Origin of the sequence: Streptomyces katrae (assembly GCF_002028425.1) — a bacterium.
Lineage (GTDB): Bacteria > Actinomycetota > Actinomycetes > Streptomycetales > Streptomycetaceae > Streptomyces > Streptomyces katrae_A.
The window spans coordinates 2,845,884-2,864,180 of record NZ_CP020042.1 but is presented as its reverse complement, the minus strand read 5'-3'; the positions used below and the strand labels follow the sequence as shown (position 1 = coordinate 2,864,180).

General features: G+C 72.5%; 15 protein-coding genes. 8 read left to right on the top strand and 7 right to left on the bottom strand.

Going from position 1 to position 18,297, the window contains the following annotated elements:
• Positions 1–7: 7 nt before the first annotated feature.
• Positions 8–967: a LysR family transcriptional regulator gene (locus B4U46_RS12875; protein ID WP_079431727.1), complete on the bottom strand. Its 960-nt coding sequence runs from the start codon at positions 965–967 to the stop codon at positions 8–10.
• A gap of 106 nt (positions 968–1,073) precedes the next feature.
• On the opposite strand from B4U46_RS12875, the gene B4U46_RS12870 reads away from it, so the two are divergent.
• Positions 1,074–1,991, top strand: coding sequence for an EamA family transporter (locus B4U46_RS12870; protein WP_079427076.1), 918 nt, complete (start codon positions 1,074–1,076; stop codon positions 1,989–1,991).
• Positions 1,992–2,015: 24 nt separating this feature from the next.
• On the opposite strand, the gene B4U46_RS12865 is transcribed toward B4U46_RS12870, so the two are convergent.
• Positions 2,016–2,540, bottom strand: a complete 525-nt coding sequence (locus tag B4U46_RS12865; protein ID WP_079427074.1) for a DUF937 domain-containing protein — start codon at positions 2,538–2,540, stop codon at positions 2,016–2,018.
• A gap of 275 nt (positions 2,541–2,815) precedes the next feature.
• Between B4U46_RS12865 and B4U46_RS12860 the strand changes: the two genes are divergently transcribed.
• Both B4U46_RS12860 and B4U46_RS12855 read left to right on the top strand, forming a co-directional pair.
• Positions 2,816–5,062, top strand: a complete 2,247-nt coding sequence (locus B4U46_RS12860) for an ATP-dependent RecD-like DNA helicase (RefSeq protein ID WP_079427072.1) — start codon at positions 2,816–2,818, stop codon at positions 5,060–5,062.
• A gap of 182 nt (positions 5,063–5,244) precedes the next feature.
• Entirely contained in the window at positions 5,245–6,534 is a 1,290-nt protein-coding gene (locus B4U46_RS12855; RefSeq protein ID WP_079427070.1) for a citrate synthase, read from the top strand.
• A 404-nt stretch (positions 6,535–6,938) separates the two neighbouring features.
• Here B4U46_RS12855 and B4U46_RS12850 read toward each other — a convergent pair whose 3' ends face one another.
• From B4U46_RS12850 to B4U46_RS12830, 5 genes are all read right to left on the bottom strand, one after another.
• Complete coding sequence (locus B4U46_RS12850) at positions 6,939–9,221, bottom strand: heavy metal translocating P-type ATPase (protein WP_079427068.1); 2,283 nt, start codon at positions 9,219–9,221, stop codon at positions 6,939–6,941.
• 102 nt (positions 9,222–9,323) lie between these two features.
• A complete protein-coding gene (locus B4U46_RS12845) occupies positions 9,324–9,545 on the bottom strand; it encodes a heavy-metal-associated domain-containing protein (protein WP_079427067.1) in 222 nt (73 codons plus the stop codon).
• A gap of 135 nt (positions 9,546–9,680) precedes the next feature.
• Entirely contained in the window at positions 9,681–9,881 is a 201-nt protein-coding gene (locus B4U46_RS12840) for a helix-turn-helix transcriptional regulator (RefSeq protein WP_079427065.1), read from the bottom strand.
• Between the two features lie 242 nt (positions 9,882–10,123).
• Positions 10,124–11,134, bottom strand: a complete 1,011-nt coding sequence (locus B4U46_RS12835; protein WP_079427063.1) for a Gfo/Idh/MocA family protein — start codon at positions 11,132–11,134, stop codon at positions 10,124–10,126.
• A 19-nt stretch (positions 11,135–11,153) separates the two neighbouring features.
• Positions 11,154–12,068 (bottom strand): sugar phosphate isomerase/epimerase family protein, encoded by a 915-nt coding sequence (locus B4U46_RS12830; protein WP_079427061.1) that lies wholly within the window; start codon positions 12,066–12,068, stop codon positions 11,154–11,156.
• A 69-nt stretch (positions 12,069–12,137) separates the two neighbouring features.
• Here B4U46_RS12830 and iolC point away from each other — a divergent pair, with 69 nt between their 5' ends.
• From iolC to B4U46_RS12800, 5 genes are all read left to right on the top strand, one after another.
• Complete coding sequence (gene iolC / locus B4U46_RS12825; protein WP_261340943.1) at positions 12,138–13,124, top strand: 5-dehydro-2-deoxygluconokinase; 987 nt, start codon at positions 12,138–12,140, stop codon at positions 13,122–13,124.
• Positions 13,108–14,001 (top strand): 5-deoxy-glucuronate isomerase, encoded by an 894-nt coding sequence (gene iolB, locus B4U46_RS12820; protein ID WP_398908363.1) that lies wholly within the window; start codon positions 13,108–13,110, stop codon positions 13,999–14,001. Before iolC ends, iolB begins: the two co-directional genes overlap by 17 nt.
• Complete coding sequence (gene iolD, locus B4U46_RS12815; protein WP_079427057.1) at positions 13,998–15,884, top strand: 3D-(3,5/4)-trihydroxycyclohexane-1,2-dione acylhydrolase (decyclizing); 1,887 nt, start codon at positions 13,998–14,000, stop codon at positions 15,882–15,884. The genes iolB and iolD overlap by 4 nt, the downstream gene beginning before the upstream one ends.
• Positions 15,885–15,894: 10 nt before the next feature.
• On the top strand, positions 15,895–17,394 hold the full coding sequence (locus tag B4U46_RS12810) for a CoA-acylating methylmalonate-semialdehyde dehydrogenase (RefSeq protein ID WP_079427055.1): 1,500 nt from the start codon (positions 15,895–15,897) through the stop codon (positions 17,392–17,394).
• Between the two features lie 360 nt (positions 17,395–17,754).
• Positions 17,755–18,279 (top strand): DUF6879 family protein, encoded by a 525-nt coding sequence (locus tag B4U46_RS12800; protein ID WP_079427053.1) that lies wholly within the window; start codon positions 17,755–17,757, stop codon positions 18,277–18,279.
• The last annotated feature ends 18 nt before the right edge of the window (positions 18,280–18,297 follow it).

Below are 18,297 nucleotides of genomic sequence, written 5' to 3'. Positions count from 1 at the left end.
CGGGACCCTACTCCCGGTCCGCGCCCCGCGTCCCCGGGACACCCTCGGCGTCCCCCGGAAGCAGGCCGGACACGGCCGGCCAGTGCTCCTGGAGGGTGCGGACGGTCTCGGTGATCGCCGGCCGGCGGGACGCGCCCGTCCGCCACAGGGCGTACAGCCGGCGCACCGGGACCGGCTCCAGGGGGACGGCCACCGCGCCCGGCGGCAGCGGCCCGGTGCCCAGCCGGGGCACCACGGCGATCCCGAGCCCGGCGGCGACCAGGGCGACGATGGTGTGGTTCTCCTCGGCCATGTGCGCGACGTCCGGCTCGAACCCGGCCGTGCGCAGGGTCCGCACCAGCCAGTCGTGGCAGACCCGGCCGGGCGGCTGGCACACCCACCGCTGCCCGCCGAGGTCCGCCCGCCGGACCAGCCGCCGGGCGGTGAAGGGGTGCCCGGCCGGCACCACCAGGTCGCAGCGGTCGTCGCCGATCAGTGCCTGCTCCACGCCCTCGGGGGCGGGCAGCGGGGCGATGTCCCAGTCGTGGGCCACCGCCAGATCGGTGACGCCCCGGGCCACCAGGTCCACCGAGAGGTGGGGGTCCACCTCCGTCAGGCGTACGTCCAGCGCCGGATGGCGGCCGGCCAGGTCCGCCAGGACGCCCGGGAGCAGTCCGCGCGCCGCGGAGGCGAAGGCGGCCACCGTCAGCAGCCCGCTGGGGCGGCCGCGCCGTTCCTCCAGGGTGGTCTCGGCCCGCTCGACGATCGCCAGCAACTCCTGGGCGGTCTCGGCCAGGTGGCGGGCCTCCTCGGTGAGGGCGACCCCGCGTCCGCGCCGCTCCAGGAGGGTGGTGCGGGTCTCCCGTTCGAGTTTGCCGATCTGCTGGGAGACGGCGGAGGGGGTGTAGCCCAGGGCGGCGGCCGCGGCAGCCACGGAGCCGTGGACGGAGACGGCGTGCAGGGCGCGCAGCCGGGGCAGGTCGAGCATCCGGCCATCGTAGGGGGTGTGGGCGGGCAATCGTAAGGAATCCTTCATCCATCCCGGAAGGAATGCGCGCTGGTGCTACATGGTGGGGGCGGCGGATGCTCGGGTCATGCGTCCCGTACACACCGCTCTCGCCGTACTCGTCGCCGCCGTCTGGGGGTTCAACTTCGTCGTCATCCAGATCGGTCTCGGCCACTTCCCTCCGCTGCTGCTGTCCGCGCTGCGCTTCCTCGTCGCCGCGCTGCCCGCCGTGTTCTTCGTGGGGCGGCCCAAGGTCGCCTGGAAGTGGATCGTGGGGGTGGGCGTGGCCCTGGGCATCGCCAAGTTCGGGCTGCTGTTCACGGGCATGGCCGCCGGGATGCCGGCCGGGCTGTCCTCGCTGGTGCTCCAGATCCAGGCCGTGTTCACCGCCGTCCTCGCCGCCGCCGTGCTGCGCGAGCGGCCCGGGCGGGTGCGGCTGCTGGGCATGGCCGTGGCGCTGGCCGGGATCGCCGTCGCCGCCGTGGACACCGGCCTGTCCGGCCCGGCGACCGGGTTCACGCTGGTCGTGGCGGCCGCCGCCTGCTGGGGCGTGTCCAACGTGCTCACCCGCAAGGCCGCCCCGCCCGACGCGCTGAACTTCATGGTGTGGGTGTGTACCGTCCCCGTGCTGCCGTTGCTGGGGCTGTCGCTGCTGCTGGAGGGGCCCGGCCGGGACCTGGCCGCGCTGCGCTCCCTGGACTGGTCCGGGGTGGCCGTGATCGGTTACGTCGCCTGGGTGTCCACGGTGTTCGGCTTCGGCGCCTGGGGCTACCTGCTGCGCCGCTACCCGGCCTCCGCCGTGGCGCCGTTCTCGCTGCTGGTACCGGTGTTCGGGATGTCCTCGGCCGCGCTGGTGCTGGGGGAGCCGGTCTCGGGGCCGCGCTGGCTGGCGGCGGTGCTGCTGGTCGGCGGCGTGGGGCTGACCTCGCTGGCCCCGGCGCGCGGGAAGCGGCGCGCGGCGGCGGCCGAGGGTGCTTCCGCCCCCGCGGTGGGGGCGGCCCGCTAGTACGCCACGGGCCGCCGCCGGTCGCTACTTCTTGCCGCCGCCGAGGATCTGGCCCAGCAGGTCGCCGAGGCCTCCGCCCTCCGCGGGGGCGGCGCCCGGGGCGGGCGCTCCGGCGGTCGGCGCGCCCGCGCCCTTGTTCGCGGCGGCGCGCTTGGCGAAGACGGCCAGCAGGACGGGGATGAGCAGCTCGATGACCCGGGAGACGGTCGTGGCGGGGACACCCGTCTTCTTCGACACCGCCTCGGCGACCGGCCTGCTCACCTTGCTCAGCACCCCGGCCATCATCCCGCCGCCCAGCAGGCCGCCGAGGCCGCCGCCGAGGGTGGCCACGCCCTGGAGGGGCGGCTGGACCACCTCGGCGAACGCCTGGCGGACCTCGTCGTCCCCGCCTTCGGCCTTCTCCTGGAGGCCGCCGGTCATCGCTCCGACGGTGTGCGCGACGGTCTCGCGGGCGCCGGTGGTGTCGGTGCCGAGCAGACCGGCGATCTCCTGGAGTCCGTCGTCGCCGAGTTCGTGGATCACGTCGTCCTGGATGGAAGATTCGCTCATGCCTGGAACGCTACGTGTGAGGGGATTTATCGGCATCTCAGAGCGACCCGGAAGGCACCGTCTGTAACGGAAAGGTAAAGCTGTGATTCCGCATGCAACCCTTCGGGCCGGGCGCGGGTCGTATGGTGCGTCGGGACTTCCGGGAGGGGATCCGGGGGAGCGGGAAGTCCGACGAGGGAGGGGTAACCGTGAGGGGGTCCGGCCGTGAGGCCGGACCCCCTTTCGTTCGTCCACAGGCCGGGCCGGCTGTCGGCGCGGGACGGTAGCTTCGTGCCATGCAGAACAACGGGGTGGTGCAACTGGCGGTGGTCGAGGGGGTGCTGGAGCGCATCACCTACGCCAACGAGGAGAGCGGCTACACGGTCGCCCGGGTGGACACGGGCCGGGGCGCGGGCGACCTGCTGACCGTCGTCGGCTCGCTGCTGGGCGCGCAGCCCGGCGAGTCCCTGCGGATGGAGGGCCGCTGGGGCTCGCACCCGCAGTACGGCAGACAGTTCAGCGTCGAGAACTACTCGACGATCCTGCCCGCCACCATCCAGGGCATCCGGCGCTACCTGGGCTCCGGCCTGATCAAAGGCATCGGGCCGCGGATCGCCGACCGGATCGTGGAGCACTTCGGGCTGGACACCCTCGACGTCATCGAGGCGGAGCCGAAGCGGCTGATCGAGGTGCCGGGCCTGGGCCCCAAGCGGACGAAGCTGATCGGAGCCGCCTGGGAGGAGCAGAAGGCCATCAAGGAGGTCATGGTCTTCCTCCAGGGCGTCGGGGTCTCCACCTCCATCGCCGTGCGCATCTACAAGAAGTACGGGGACGCCTCCATCTCGGTGGTGAAGAACCACCCCTACCGGCTCGCCGCCGACGTCTGGGGCATCGGCTTCCTGACCGCCGACCGCATCGCCCAGGCCGTCGGCATCCCGCACGACAGCCCCGAGCGGGTCAAGGCCGGCCTCCAGTACGCGCTGTCCCAGTCCGCCGACCAGGGCCACTGCTTCCTCCCCCAGGAACGGCTCATCTCCGACGGGGTGAAGCTGCTCCAGGTGGACACGGGGCTGGTCATCGAGTGCCTGGCCGAGCTCGCCGCCGATCCGGAAGGGGTGGTCCGGGAGGCCGTGCCCGATCCCCAGGGCGGCCCCGACCCCCTCACCGCCGTGTACCTCGTCCCCTTCCACCGGGCCGAACTCTCGCTGGCGGGCCAGGTCCGCCGGCTGCTGAGCGCCGAGGAGGACCGGATGCCCGGCTTCCAGGACGTGGACTGGGAGAAGGCCCTGGGCTGGCTCGCCGGGCGGACCGGAGCCGCCCTCGCCCCCGAGCAGCGGGACGCGGTGCGGCTGGCGCTGACCCGCCGGGTCGCCGTCCTCACCGGCGGGCCGGGCTGCGGGAAGTCCTTCACCGTGCGCTCCATCGTGGAGCTGGCCCGGGCCAAGAAGGCCAAGGTGGTCCTCGCCGCCCCCACGGGCCGGGCGGCGAAGCGGCTGTCCGAGCTCACGGGGGCCGAGGCCTCCACCGTGCACCGGCTGCTCGAACTCAAACCCGGCGGGGACGCCGCGTACGACCGCGACCGGCCGCTGGACGCGGACCTGGTCGTGGTCGACGAGGCCTCGATGCTGGACCTGCTGCTCGCCAACAAGCTGGTCAAGGCGGTGGCCCCGGGGGCGCACCTGCTGCTGGTCGGCGACGTGGACCAGCTGCCCTCGGTCGGGGCGGGAGAGGTGCTGCGGGACCTCCTCGCCGAGGGCGGGCCGGTGCCCGCCGTCCGGCTCACCCGGATCTTCCGGCAGGCCCAGCAGTCGGGCGTGGTCACCAACGCCCACCGCATCAACACGGGGGCGGCGCCCATCACCGACGGCCTGCCGGACTTCTTCCTCTTCCCGGAGGAGGACACCGAGGCGGCCGGGGTCCTCGCGGTGGACGTCGCGGCCCGCCGGATCCCCGCCCGGTTCGGGCTCGACCCGCGCCGCGACGTCCAGGTGCTGGCGCCCATGCACCGCGGCCCGGCCGGTGCGGGCCACCTCAACGGGCTGCTCCAGCAGGCCATCACCCCGGCCCGGCCGAACCTGCCCGAGAAGCGGTTCGGCGGCCGGGTTTTCCGGGTTGGTGACAAAGTCACCCAAATCAGGAACAACTATGAGAAGGGTGCCAATGGCGTCTTCAACGGCACCGTCGGTGTGGTCACCGCTATCGACCTGGACGAGCAGCGCTTGACGGTCCGTACGGAGGAGGACGAGGAGGTGGGCTACGAGTTCGCCGAGCTGGACGAGCTGGCGCACGCCTACGCCGTCACCATCCACCGCTCCCAGGGGAGTGAATATCCGGCGGTCGTGATCCCGGTCACGACCGGGGCTTGGATGATGCTCCAGCGGAACCTGCTCTACACGGCCGTGACCAGGGCGAAGAAACTCGTCGTCCTCGTCGGGTCCCGCAAGGCCCTCGGGCAGGCGGTCCGTACGGTTTCCGCAGGCAGGAGGTTCACGGCGGTCGCCGCCAGGCTCGCCGGACGTATACCGGTGGGAAACATCACCTAGATGATCGATCATTTGGGTTCCCACAGGCCCCGCGGGCAGGGCAGGATGAGCAGGTTGACGGCACTCAGTGCCGTCAAAAAGACCAAAGGCCGACCCCGAGTGCACTCTCCTGCGCCAAATGGGGGAAGGTAGAGGCAGTCAGGGCACCTCGAAGAAGAGGCACTACGTCGGTGAGGGATGACGTGAGCGACAACTCTGTAGTACTCCGGTACGCGGACGGCGAATACACCTACCCGGTGATCGAGAGCACCGTCGGTGACCAGGGCTTCGACATCGCGAAGCTGAGGGCCCAGACCGGGCTCGTCACTCTGGACAGCGGCTACGGCAACACCGCCGCCTACAAGTCCGCGATTACCTATCTCGACGGTGAGCAGGGCATCCTGCGCTACCGCGGTTACCCGATCGAGCAGCTGGCGGAGCGCTCGACCTTCATCGAGGTCGCCTACCTTCTGATCAACGGTGAGCTGCCGACCGTCGACCAGCTCGCGTCGTTCCGCAACGAGATCACCCAGCACACCCTGCTGCACGAGGACGTCAAGCGGTTCTACGACGGCTTCCCGCGCGACGCCCACCCGATGGCCATGCTGTCCTCGGTCGTCAGCGCGCTGTCCACCTTCTACCAGGACAGCCACAACCCCTTCGACGAGAAGCAGCGCCACCTCTCGACGATCCGCCTGCTGGCCAAGCTCCCGACGATCGCGGCCTACGCGTACAAGAAGTCGGTCGGCCACCCGGTGGTCTACCCGCGTAACGACCTCGGTTACGTCGAGAACTTCCTGCGCATGACCTTCTCCGTGCCGGCCCAGGAGTACGAGCTCGACCCGGTCGTGGTCTCCGCGCTCGACAAGCTCCTGATCCTGCACGCGGACCACGAGCAGAACTGCTCGACCTCCACCGTGCGCCTGGTCGGCTCCTCGCAGGCGAACATGTTCGCCTCGATCTCCGCCGGCATCTCGGCCCTGTGGGGTCCGCTGCACGGCGGCGCCAACCAGTCCGTCCTGGAGATGCTGGAAGGCATCAAGAAGGACGGCGGCGACGTCGACGCCTTCATCCGCAAGGTGAAGAACAAGGAGGACGGCGTCCGCCTGATGGGCTTCGGGCACCGCGTCTACAAGAGCTTCGACCCCCGGGCGAAGATCATCAAGGCCGCGGCGCACGACGTCCTCTCGGCGCTCGGCAAGAGCGACGAGCTGCTGGACATCGCGCTCAAGCTGGAGGAGCACGCGCTCGCCGACGAGTACTTCGTCTCGCGCAACCTCTACCCGAACGTGGACTTCTACACCGGTCTGATCTACCGGGCCATGGGCTTCCCGACCGAGATGTTCACCGTGCTGTTCGCCCTCGGCCGCCTGCCCGGCTGGATCGCCCAGTGGCACGAGATGATCAAGGAGCCCGGCTCCCGCATCGGCCGCCCGCGCCAGATCTACACCGGCGAGGTCCTGCGCGACTTCGTCCCGGTCGAGGCCCGCTGAACCTGAGCCCCCAGGGCCCGAGTACGCGAAAAGCGCCCCGCCGTCGATCCCCCCACGGGTCGACGGACGGGGCGCTTCCCTTTCCCCGGCAGCGGATTCCCCCCACGGGACCCGCGCCGGGGCGTCGGTGTGTTGCCGGGACCCGTTCGGGTCGGGAGGGCCGCTCAAAGCTTCCCGAGGGCACGCGTCCCGGCCGGCGAATGCCGCGGACGTCCCCCAAGACCTCCGTGAAACATCCCCCAAGATGTTTCTGGCATCGCCCCATTAGACCCGGGACGACCCCGGATGGTTACGTTGCCATCACTGTGATCTGCGTCTCCAGTGAAGGATGTGTGGAGGCCGAGGGGAGGAGATCCTTCCGGAGGTCTTCCCGGAGGTCCTCCCGGAGGTCTTTCCGCGGGCTCCTAGCGGAACGAGCGCAGCCGCAGGCTGTTGGTCACCACGAAGACCGAGGAGAAGGCCATCGCGGCCCCTGCGATCATCGGGTTGAGCAGGCCCGCCGCCGCCAGCGGCAGCGCCGCCACGTTGTAGCCGAAGGCCCAGAACAGGTTGCCCTTGATGGTGGCCAGCGTCCGGCGCGAGAGCCGGATGGCGTCGGCCGCCACCCGCAGGTCGCCCCGGGCCAGGGTCAGGTCGCCGGCCTCGATGGCGGCGTCGGTGCCGGTGCCCATGGCCAGGCCCAGGTCGGCCCGGGCGAGGGCGGCGGCGTCGTTGACGCCGTCGCCGACCATGGCGACGGTGCGGCCCTCGGCCTGGAGCCGGCGCACCACGTCCACCTTGTCCTGCGGCATGACCTCGGCGATCACCTCGTCGATGCCCACCTCGCGGGCCACCGTCTCGGCCACCGCCCGGTTGTCCCCGGTCAGCAGGACCGGGGTCAGGCCGAGCGCCCGCAGCCGGGCCACGGCCTCGGCGCTGGTCGGCTTCACGGCGTCGGCGACGGTCAGCAGCCCGCGGGCCCCGCCGTCCCAGGCGACCAGCACCGCGGTGCTGCCGCGGGCCTCGGCGGCCGCCGCCGCCCCGGCGAGGCCGGCGGGCAGGGCGATGCCCCGTTCGGCCAGCAGCCGTTCGCGCCCCACCAGGACGGAGCGGCCCTCGACCACGCCCCGGACGCCCAGCCCGGCCAGGTTCTCGAAGGACTCGGGGACCGGCAGAGCGCCCGCCGCGCCGGCCGCCTCGGCGGCCGCGGCGGCGACGGCCCGGGCGATGGGGTGCTCGGAGGCGTGTTCCAGGGCTCCGGCGAGCCGCAACAGCTCCTTCTCGTCCACCCCGTCCGCGGGGTGCACCCCGGAGAGGGCCATCCGCCCCGTGGTCACCGTGCCGGTCTTGTCGAGGACGACGGTGTCGACCCTGCGGGTGGACTCCAGCACCTCCGGGCCCTTGATCAGGATGCCGAGCTGGGCGCCCCGGCCGGTGCCGACCATCAGGGCGGTCGGGGTGGCCAGGCCCAGGGCGCAGGGGCAGGCGATGATCAGGACGGCCACGGCGGCGGTGAAGGCGGCGGTGGCGTCGTCGGTGATCAGCAGCCAGGCCACCCAGGTGCCGAGCGCGAGGAGCAGCACGACGGGCACGAAGACCCCGGAGATCCGGTCGGCGAGCCGCTGCACCTCGGCCTTGCCGTTCTGCGCCTCCTCCACCATGGCGGCCATCCGGGCGAGCTGGGTGTCGGCCCCGACCCGGGTGGCCTCCACGACGAGCCGGCCGGAGGCGTTGACGGTGGCGCCGGTGACGGGATCCCCGGCGGTGACGTCCACCGGCAGGGACTCGCCGGTCAGCATCGAGGCGTCCACGGCGGAGGATCCCTCGACCACCCTGCCGTCGGTGGCGATCTTCTCCCCGGGCCGCACGACGAACCGGTCGCCGGTGACGAGGGAGTCCACCGGGATCCGGACCTCCCGGCCGCCCCGCAGCACGGTCACGTCCTTGGCGCCCAGCTCCAGCATGGCCCGCAGGGCCGCGCCCGCCTTCCGCTTGGAACGGGCCTCCAGGTAGCGGCCGAGCAGGATGAAGGTGACGACGCCCGCCGCGACCTCCAGGTAGAGCGCCGAGGAGCCGTCGGCGCGGCCGGCGGTCAGGTCGAAGCCGTGCCGCATGCCGGTCATGCCGGCGTGCCCGAAGAACAGGGCCCACAGGGACCAGGCGTAGGCGGCCAGCGTGCCGACCGACACCAGGGTGTCCATGGTCGCGGCGCCGTGGCGGGCGTTGGCCCAGGCGGCCCGGTGGAAGGGCAGGGCGCCCCAGACCGCGACGGGGGAGGCCAGCGTCAGGCAGAGCCACTGCCAGTTGTCGAACTGCAGGGCGGGCACCATCGAGAGCAGGACGACGGGCAGGGCCAGGGCGGCGGACACGAGCAGCCGCTGCCGCAGCGCGTCGAGCACGGGATCGGAGCCCGCCTCCGGCCCGGGCCCGTGTCCCTGCGGCCCCGACTCCTCGCGGGCGGGCTCCGGCGGCGGGGGTTCCTCGGCCGTGTACCCGGTCCTGACCACCGTCTGGATCAGGTCGGCCACCCGCACGCCCCCGCCGTAGGAGACGCGCGCCTTCTCGGTGGCGTAGTTCACCGTGGCGCTGACGCCGTCCATCCGGTTCAGCTTCTTCTCGATGCGGGCCGCGCAGGAGGCGCAGGTCATTCCGCCGATGGTCAGTTCGACCTCGGCTATGGGCCCCTCGTGCACTGTGCTGCTGCTCATGTCCCGCTCCGGGGGAAGGGCCGGGGCCGCACGGTCCGGTCGGACGCCGGCGGGTGCGGCCCGGCGGGGTACTGCGGAAGGAAGGGGGCTGAGGGTCGGGCCTCAGACCTGGCCGGCGAGCTCGTAACCGGCCTCGTCCACGGCGGCGCGCACGTCGGCCTCGGCGAGCGGGGCGGCGGACACCACGGTGACCTCACCGGTGGCGGCGACGGCCTTGACGGAGGTGACGCCCGGCAGGGCGGTCAGCTCGGCGGTCACGGCGCCCTCGCAGTGCCCGCAGGTCATCCCGGCGACCTTGTACACGGTTTCCGTCACGGCGGTCATGTCGTTCTCCTATCAGGGGGTGTCTCTCTCTATCAGAGACTATACCCCTAGGGGGTATTGACTCATCATCCGGCACCTCTCCAGTGTGTGCCGGACGGGTGGCGTTGTGACGGCGGACGGATGCCGCCGGCGGCATCACTCCTCGCGCCGTCCCCGGCTGCCGGGGCGGCGGGCCACCCAGGCCCGGATCGTGTCGGCGTACCAGTACGGCTTGCCGCCCTCCACGTGGTCGGGGGTGGGGAGCAGGCCGTGCTTCCGGTAGGAGCGCACGGTGTCGGGCTGCACCCGGATATGGGCGGCGATCTCCTTGTAGGACCACAGCTGCCGGTCGCTCATCGACGACACCTCCTCGTCCACGCCCCGGGGCCGGCCGGGAGGCCGTCGGGGGAGCCGGCGCGTGGACACTGACGATCACTCGCTTTGTGCCCGGAGAACGACGCCCGGTGAGGGCGGGGGAGGGGCTGTGGGCCGGCTGTGACGGAAAACCCGCGTAATCCGGATATGTGTGACACGGGCGCGACTCCTGTGACCGACGCGGCACAGGAGTCACCCGGTGAATCCGGGGCGCCGGCCGTGGCTCAGCGGTAGAGCTCCGGCCGCTCCACCAGCCGCACCTCGGTCCGTACGCCGCTGCGCGCGGCAGCCAGCCCCGCCTCCGAGACGGCCGCGGCCGCGTACCCGTCCCAGGCGTCCGGGCCGTCCACCCGCCCCCGCGCCGCCGCGGCCACCCACCGCCGCACCTGGCGGTCGTAGGCGTCGGCGAACCGGACGGTGTAGTCCTGGGCGATCTCCCCGCCCCACCGGCCGCCCGACTGGACCACCATCGCGTGGCCGTCGCCGATGGACGCGCTGCCGGACTCCCCGACCGCCTCGCACCGCACCTGGTAGCCGAACCCGCAGTTGACGAAGATCTCCACGTCCACGATCGCCCCGCCCGAGGTCTCCAGCAGCACCAGGCGCGGGTCGCGCAGCCCCTCGGGCGCGGCCGAGGACGGCCCCGGCGACAGCACGGTCACGGCCGTGACCTCCTGGCCCAGCAGCCAGCGGGCCGCGTCCACCTCGTGCACCACGGAGTCGCTGATCAGCATGTCGCTGGTGAAGGAAGACGGGGAGGAGGCGTTGCGGTGCCGGCAGTGCAGGAAGATCGGCCGCCCGATCCCGCCCGCGTCCAGAAGCTCCTTGAGCCGCTCGTACTCGGCGTCGAACCGCCGCATGAACCCCACCTGCACCAGCCGCCGGCCCAGGCGCCGCTCCGCCTCCAGCACCCGCAGCGCCCCCTGCGGATCCGGGGTCAGCGGCTTCTCGCAGAGCACCGGCAACTCCCGCTCCAGGGCGTGCAGAATCGCTTCCTCGTGGGCGGGTCCGGGCGAGGCGATCAGCACGGCGTCCACCCCGGGGGCCGCGATCGCCGCCGCCGGATCCGTGAACGCCGCCGCGCCCCCCGCCCGTGCCGCGACCGCCTTGACCCGTTCCCCGTCCGGATCGGCGACGGCCACCACCCGCGCCCCGCCGACCGTGTCGCCGATCCGCCGGACGTGGTCGGAGCCCATCCTCCCGGTGCCAATGACGGCGATGCCGAGCGTGTCCATCGTTCCTCTTCCTCCAGGGTCAGCGGGCGCCGCAGGAGCGCAGGTAGGCGCGGGTGCGCCGGGCGATCGGCAGCGGGCGGTCCGGCGGGCACGGGTACATGTCCTGCTCCACGATCGCGAAGAGCTCCACCCCGAGCCGCTGCGCCGCCGCCAGCACGGGCTCCAGCGCGGGCACCCCCGACGGCGGCTCGCACATCACCCCGCGCTCCACCGCCGGCCCGAACGGGACCCCGTCCGCCACCACTTCGGCCAGGATGCGGGGGTCCACCTGCTTGAGGTGGAGGTAGCCGATCCGCTCGCCGAAGGCCTCGATCGCCTGGACGCTGTCCCCGCCGCAGTACGCGTAGTGCCCGGTGTCCAGGCACAGGGACACCAGCTCCGGATCGGTCGCGTCCAGGAACCGCGCCACGTTCTCCGGGGTGTCCACATGGGTGTCCGCATGCGGGTGGACCACGATCCGCAGCCCGTACCGCTCCCGCACCTCCCGGCCCAGGCGCTCGGTCTGGGAGGTCAGTTCACGCCATTGAGCAGGCGTCAGCACCGGATCCTCCAGCATCCCGCCGGTCTTGTCGTCGCGCCAGAACGAGGGGATCACCACGAGGTGCTGCGCGCCCATGTCCCGGGTGAGCGCGGCGATCCGCGACACGTGCGCCCAGGTCTCCTCCCAGACGGCGCGGCCGTGATGGAGTCCGGTGAAGACCGTGCCGGCGGACACCCGCAGGCCCCGCCTGGCGGTCTCCTCGGCGAGCCGGGCCGGATCGGTGGGCAGGTAGCCGTAGGGGCCCAGCTCGATCCACTCGTACCCGGCGTCGGACACCTCGTCGAGGAACCGGTCCCAGGGAACCTGGAGGGGGTCCTCCGGGAACCAGACACCCCAGGAGTCCGGAGCCGAACCGACACGGATACGGGTCAACGCGGGCGGGGAGGAGGTCATGACGGCCACCTTAGGGTGCGAGGTCCGAGGCGAAAGGGAGGACGAGTGCGAGTGGGAGGAGTACCCGACGTGACCACGGGGGACGCAGGGGGCGGGACCGGGGACGGGCCCGCGTACGACCTCATCACGATGGGGCGGATCGGGGTGGATCTCTACCCCCTGAAGACCGGCGTACCGCTCGCCGAGGCCGACACCTTCGGCAAGTTCCTCGGCGGCTCCCCGGCGAACGTCGCCGTCGCCGCCGCCCGCCTCGGGCGGCGCACGGCCATGATCAGCCGGACCGGCGCGGACCCCTTCGGGGCGTACCTGCGCGGCGAACTGCGGCAGTTCGGGGTCGACGACCGGTGGGTGGGCGAGGTGGCGCACTACCCGACGCCGATCACCTTCTGCGAGGTCTTCCCGCCGGACCGCTTCCCGCTGTACTTCTACCGGCTCCCGAAGGCGCCCGACCTGGAGATCGAGCCGGACGAGATCGACCTGGAAGCGGTGCGCGACGCACGGGTGTTCTGGATGACCGGCACGGGACTGAGCGCCGAGCCGAGCCGCGCCGCGACCCTTGCCGCGCTGGAGGCCCGCTCGAAGTCCGGGACGACCGTCTTCGACCTCGACTGGAGGCCGATGCTGTGGCACGACGGCCCGCCGCGGCCCTGGTACGAGCGGGCGCTCGCGCTGGCGACGGTGGCCGTCGGGAACGCGGAGGAGTGCGAGGTCGCCACCGGCGAGAGCGAGCCGTACGCGGCCGCGCGGGCGCTGCTCGCGGCGGGGGTGGAGCTGGCGGTGGTCAAACGGGGCCCGGAGGGGGTGCTGGCCGTCCACCGCGACGGGACGGCGGTGGAGGTGGCGCCGGTGCCGGTGACGGTGGTCAACGGGCTGGGCGCCGGCGACGCGTTCGGCGGGGCCCTGTGCCACGGGCTGCTGGCGGGCTGGGAGCTGGAGCGGGTGCTGCGGTACGCGAACGCGGCGGGGGCGATCGTGGCCTCGCGGCTGGCGTGTTCGACGGCGATGCCGTTTCCGCACGAGGTGGAGGAGGTGCTGGACCGTGCCGGTGCTGTCTGAGACGGGGATGGAGTTCACGCGGCTGGTGGTGCTGGAGCTGGTGCCGGGGGAGGTGTACGGGCACGCCTGCGGCGACGCCGAGTGGATCGTCCTCCCGCTGAGCGGCGCCTGCGAGGTCCGCTGCCCGGCCGGGCCGGGGGCGGAGCCTGCGGTCTCGGGAAGGGGCGGGGTGGGGGAAGGCCCCGCAGGGAGCTTCCGGCTGCGCGGGCGCGCCTCGGTGTTCGACGGGCCGACCGACTTCGTCTACCTGCCCCGGGACGGGCACGCCGACATCGCCACCGCCGGAGGCGGCCGGTTCGCGCTCGTCGGTGCGCGGTGCGAGCGGCGGCTGAGCCCCCGGTACGGCCCCGCCGATGCCGTACCCGTCGAGCTCCGGGGCGCCGGCCAGTGCTCGCGCCAGGTGCACAACTTCGCCGCCGCCGGCGCCTTCGACTGCGACCGGCTCATCGCCGTCGAGGTGCTCACCCCCGGCGGCAACTGGTCCTCGTACCCGCCCCACAAGCACGACGAGCACCACCCGGGCGAGGAATCCCGCCTGGAGGAGATCTACTTCTACGAGATCGCCCCGCACGACGGCACCCCCGGCGTCGGCTACCAGCGCGTGACGCCCTCGCCCGCCGGGAAGACCGACGTGCTCGCCGAGGTCCGCTCGGGTGACGTGGTCCTCATCCCCGACGGCTGGCACGGCCCGTCCATCGCGGCGCCCGGCCACGACATGTACTACCTGAACGTGATGGCCGGCCCGGACACGACGCGGGAGTGGCTGATCCGCGACCATCCCGACCACGCGTGGATTCGCGGGACGTGGACGGGGCAGGAGGTCGATCCCCGGCTTCCGCTGAACCGGCCCGCACCCCGCCCCGAGGAGACCCCGTGACCGCGCCGCGCAGCGTCCGGCTGACCACCGCCCAGGCGCTCGTACGCTTCCTGAGCCGCCAGTACACCGAGCGCGACGGCCGCCGCCGACGGCTGATCGCCGCCACCTGGGGGATCTTCGGGCACGGCAACGTCGCCGGTGTCGGCCAGGCCCTGCTGGAGAGCGGGCCGGCGGCCATGCCCTTCCTCCAGGGGCGCAACGAACAGGCCATGGTGCACGCCGCCGTCGGCTACGCCCGCCAGTGCGGCCGGCTGTCGGCGCACGCCGTGACCACCTCCATCGGACCCGGCGCCACCAACCTCGTCACCGGAGCCGCCCTCGCCACCGTCAACCGGATCCCCGTGCTCCTGCTGCCCGGGGACACCTTCGCCACCCGGCCCGCCGACCCGGTGCTCCAGCAGCTGGAGGTCCCCTACGCGGGCGACCTCTCCGTCAACGACACCCTGCGGCCGGTCTCCCGGTACTTCGACCGGATCACCCGCCCCGAGGCCCTGGTCCCCGCCGCCCTCCAGGCGATGCGGGTACTCACCGACCCCGTGCAGACCGGAGCCGTCACCCTCGCGCTGCCGCAGGACGTCCAGGCGGAGGCGTACGACTGGCCCGAGGAGTTCTTCGCCGAGCGGGTGTGGCACGTGCGCCGCCCCCGGCCCGACACCGGCGAGCTGCGAGCCGCCGCCGAGGCGGTACGGGCGGCCCGGCGGCCCCTGCTGATCGCCGGCGGCGGCATCCGGCACAGCGGGGCCGAGGAGGCGCTGCGGGGCTTCGCCGAGGCCACCGGCATCCCCGTCGCCGCCACCCAGGCCGGCAAGGGGGCCCTGCGCCACGACCACCCGGCCGAGGTGGGCGCCGTCGGCCACACCGGCACCGCCACCGCCGACGACCTGGCGCGCGCCGCCGACCTGGTCATCGCGGCCGGGACCCGGCTGACGGACTTCACCACCGCCTCCTCCACCCTCTTCCAGGACCCGGGCGTCCGTTTCCTCGGCCTCAACCCCGACCCGTACGACGCCCACAAGCTGGCCGCCCTCCCGCTGGTCGCGGACGCCCGCGAGGGCCTGGACGCCCTGCGGGCGGAGCTGACCGGACACCGCGTGGACCCGGCGTACGAGAGGACGTACCGGCAGGCGAAGGGTTACTGGGAGGCCCTGGTCGACCAGGCCTTCCACGCCCCCGACGAGGACGCCGTCCCCACCCAGGCGCAGGTGCTCGGCGCCCTGGACGCCGTCGTGGACGACACCGACGTGATCGTCAACGCGGCCGGCTCGCTCCCCGGCGACCTGCACCGGCTCTGGCGGGCCCGTTCCGCGTACCAGTACCACGTGGAGTACGGGTACTCCTGCATGGGCTACGAGATCCCGGGCGCCCTCGGGGTGGCCCTGGCGGCCCCGGACCGGCCGGTGTGGGCGCTCGTCGGGGACGGCTCGTACCTGATGAACCCGACCGAGCTCGTCACCGCCGTCCAGGAGGGCGTCCCGCTCAAGGTGGTCGTCCTCGACAACCACGGCTACGCCTCGATCGGCGGGCTCTCGGGCGCGGTCGGCGGCGAGGGCTTCGGCACGGCCTACCGCTTCCGGGGGCCGGACGGCGGATACACCGGAGACCCCCTTCCGGTGGACCTCGCGGCCAACGCCGCCTCCCTCGGGATGGCCGTGATCCGCACCCGCACCATCGGTGACCTGCGAAAAGCCCTGGCCGAGGCGCGCGGGTCGGACCGTCCCACATGTGTCTACGCACAGACCCGAACACCCGACACTGTGTCGGGCCCACCCCCGGCACAGGCGTGGTGGGATGTTCCCGTGGCCGAGACCGCGACCCGTGAGTCGGCGGCCCAGGCCCGCGAAGAGTACGACCGGCAAGCCGCGCAGCGACGTCGCCATCTGTGAAGGAGCAAGCATGAAGACCGTCAACCACTGGATCGGTGGCAAGACCGTCGAGGGCGCGTCGGGCAACTACGGCCCGGTCACCGACCCGGCCACCGGCGAGGTCACCACGCAGGTCGCCCTCGCCTCGGCCGCCGAGGTCGACGCGGCGGTACAGGTCGCCAAGGAGGCCTTCCTGTCCTGGGGCCAGTCCTCGCTGGCCGCCCGCACCAAGGTGCTGTTCGCCTACCGCGCCCTGCTGGACGCCAACCGCGACGCGATCGCCGAGCTGATCGTCGCCGAGCACGGCAAGGTGCACTCCGACGCGCTGGGCGAGGTCGCGCGCGGCCTGGAGATCGTGGAGCTGGCCTGCGGGATCACCACGCAGCTCAAGGGCGAGCTGTCCACGTCCGTCTCCAACCGCGTGGACGTGGCCGCCATCCGCCAGCCGCTGGGCGTGGTCGCGGGCATCACCCCGTTCAACTTCCCGGCCATGGTGCCGATGTGGATGTTCCCGCTGGCCGTCGCCTGCGGCAACACCTTCATCCTCAAGCCGAGCGAGAAGGACCCGTCGGCCGCCAACAAGCTGGCCGAGCTGGCCACCGAGGCCGGTCTCCCGGCGGGCGTGCTGAACGTCGTCCACGGCGACAAGGTCGCCGTCGACGCCCTGCTCTCGCACCCGGACATCGCCGCCGTCTCCTTCGTCGGCTCCACGCCCATCGCCCGCCACATCCACACCACCGCCTCCGCCAACGGCAAGCGCGTCCAGGCCCTGGGCGGCGCCAAGAACCACATGCTGGTGCTGCCGGACGCCGACCTCGACGCCGCCGCCGACGCGGCCGTCTCCGCCGCCTACGGCTCCGCCGGCGAGCGCTGCATGGCCATCTCGGCGGTCGTCGCCGTCGGCGCCATCGGCGACACCCTCGTGGAGAAGATCCGCGAGCGCGCCGAGAAGATCAAGATCGGCCCCGGCACCGACCCGGCGTCGGAGATGGGCCCGCTGATCACCGCCGCCCACCGCGACAAGGTCGCCTCCTACGTCAAGGGCGCCGCCGACCAGGGCGCGGAGGTCGTCCTCGACGGCACCGGCTACACGGTCGAGGGCCACGAGAACGGCCACTGGATCGGCCTGTCGCTCCTCGACCGCGTCAAGACCGACTCCGACGCCTACCGCGACGAGATCTTCGGCCCGGTGCTGTGCGTGCTGCGCGCCGAGACCTATGAGGAGGGCGTGGCCCTCATCAACGCCTCGCCGTTCGGCAACGGCACCGCGATCTTCACCCGGGACGGCGGCGCGGCACGCCGCTTCCAGCTGGAGATCCAGGCGGGCATGGTCGGCGTCAACGTGCCGATCCCGGTGCCGGTGGGCTACCACTCCTTCGGCGGCTGGAAGGACTCGCTCTTCGGCGACCACCACATCTACGGCAACGACGGCGTCCACTTCTACACGCGCGGCAAGGTCGTCACCACCCGCTGGCCCGACCCGGCCGAGGACCCCTCGGGCGTCGACCTGGGCTTCCCCCGCAACCACTGACCCACCCGCCCCACCGCCCCCGTACCGCAGCGACCCCCGGCCCACCCTCACCGGCCGGGGGTTCCTGCCGTTCCGGCCCCCTTGACCGGGCCCATCCCCCAGAGTGAGCTGTGCAACCAGGCGCAACGCGCTCGACAAGGAGGGACACCATGGCCTTACGGTTCGTTGGTAAAGATCCAGAGTCCGGCGATCACGGATGTCCGGCCGTGTGAGTGGACGACGACCGACGCATCCTCGTCCAGGGGGCACGGGCGGACACAGCCATGCTCAGCCAGACCTCGGCTGACTCGCCCCAGGCTGACGGCGAAGCCTTGATCATCCTTGAACCCAGGATGATCCCGCTCCTCAAGGAGGCCATCCGTGTCGCAGAGTCTGACTGACTTCTCCGACCTCATCAGGTCGGTACAGGAGTCGGCCGTTCATCTGGAGATGCGCGATGGGTACGGCGTAGACAACGAGATCGAAGGCTTCGCAGCGTGGAAGCGGGGCCACCGGCTCAACCCGGACTACCGCGCTTCCTGGTGGCGGCCGTGGCTCGACCTCGTGCAGGAGGTCACGGCCAAGGGTGTGCTGATCCGTAGGGCCCGGATCATCTCTGAGCCGGTCAGTGACTACATCGCGTACGAGCACTCGTTCACGTTCACCAACATCGCCGCCGGGGAGCAGATCCGTTGGCTCCCGCGTCGCCAGGCATCCGACCTGCTGTTGCCCGGCAACGACTACTGGCTTTTCGACGGGCGGCTAGTCCAGTTCAACGTCTTCGACGGCCTCGGCCGGTGGGTCCACACGGATCAGACCGAGGACCCTGCCATTGCGGCACAGTGCACGGCAGCGTTCGAAGCAGTGTGGGAGCGCGCCATCCCGCACGAGAAGTACACCGTCTGATCCCTGGTCCGGTCAGCT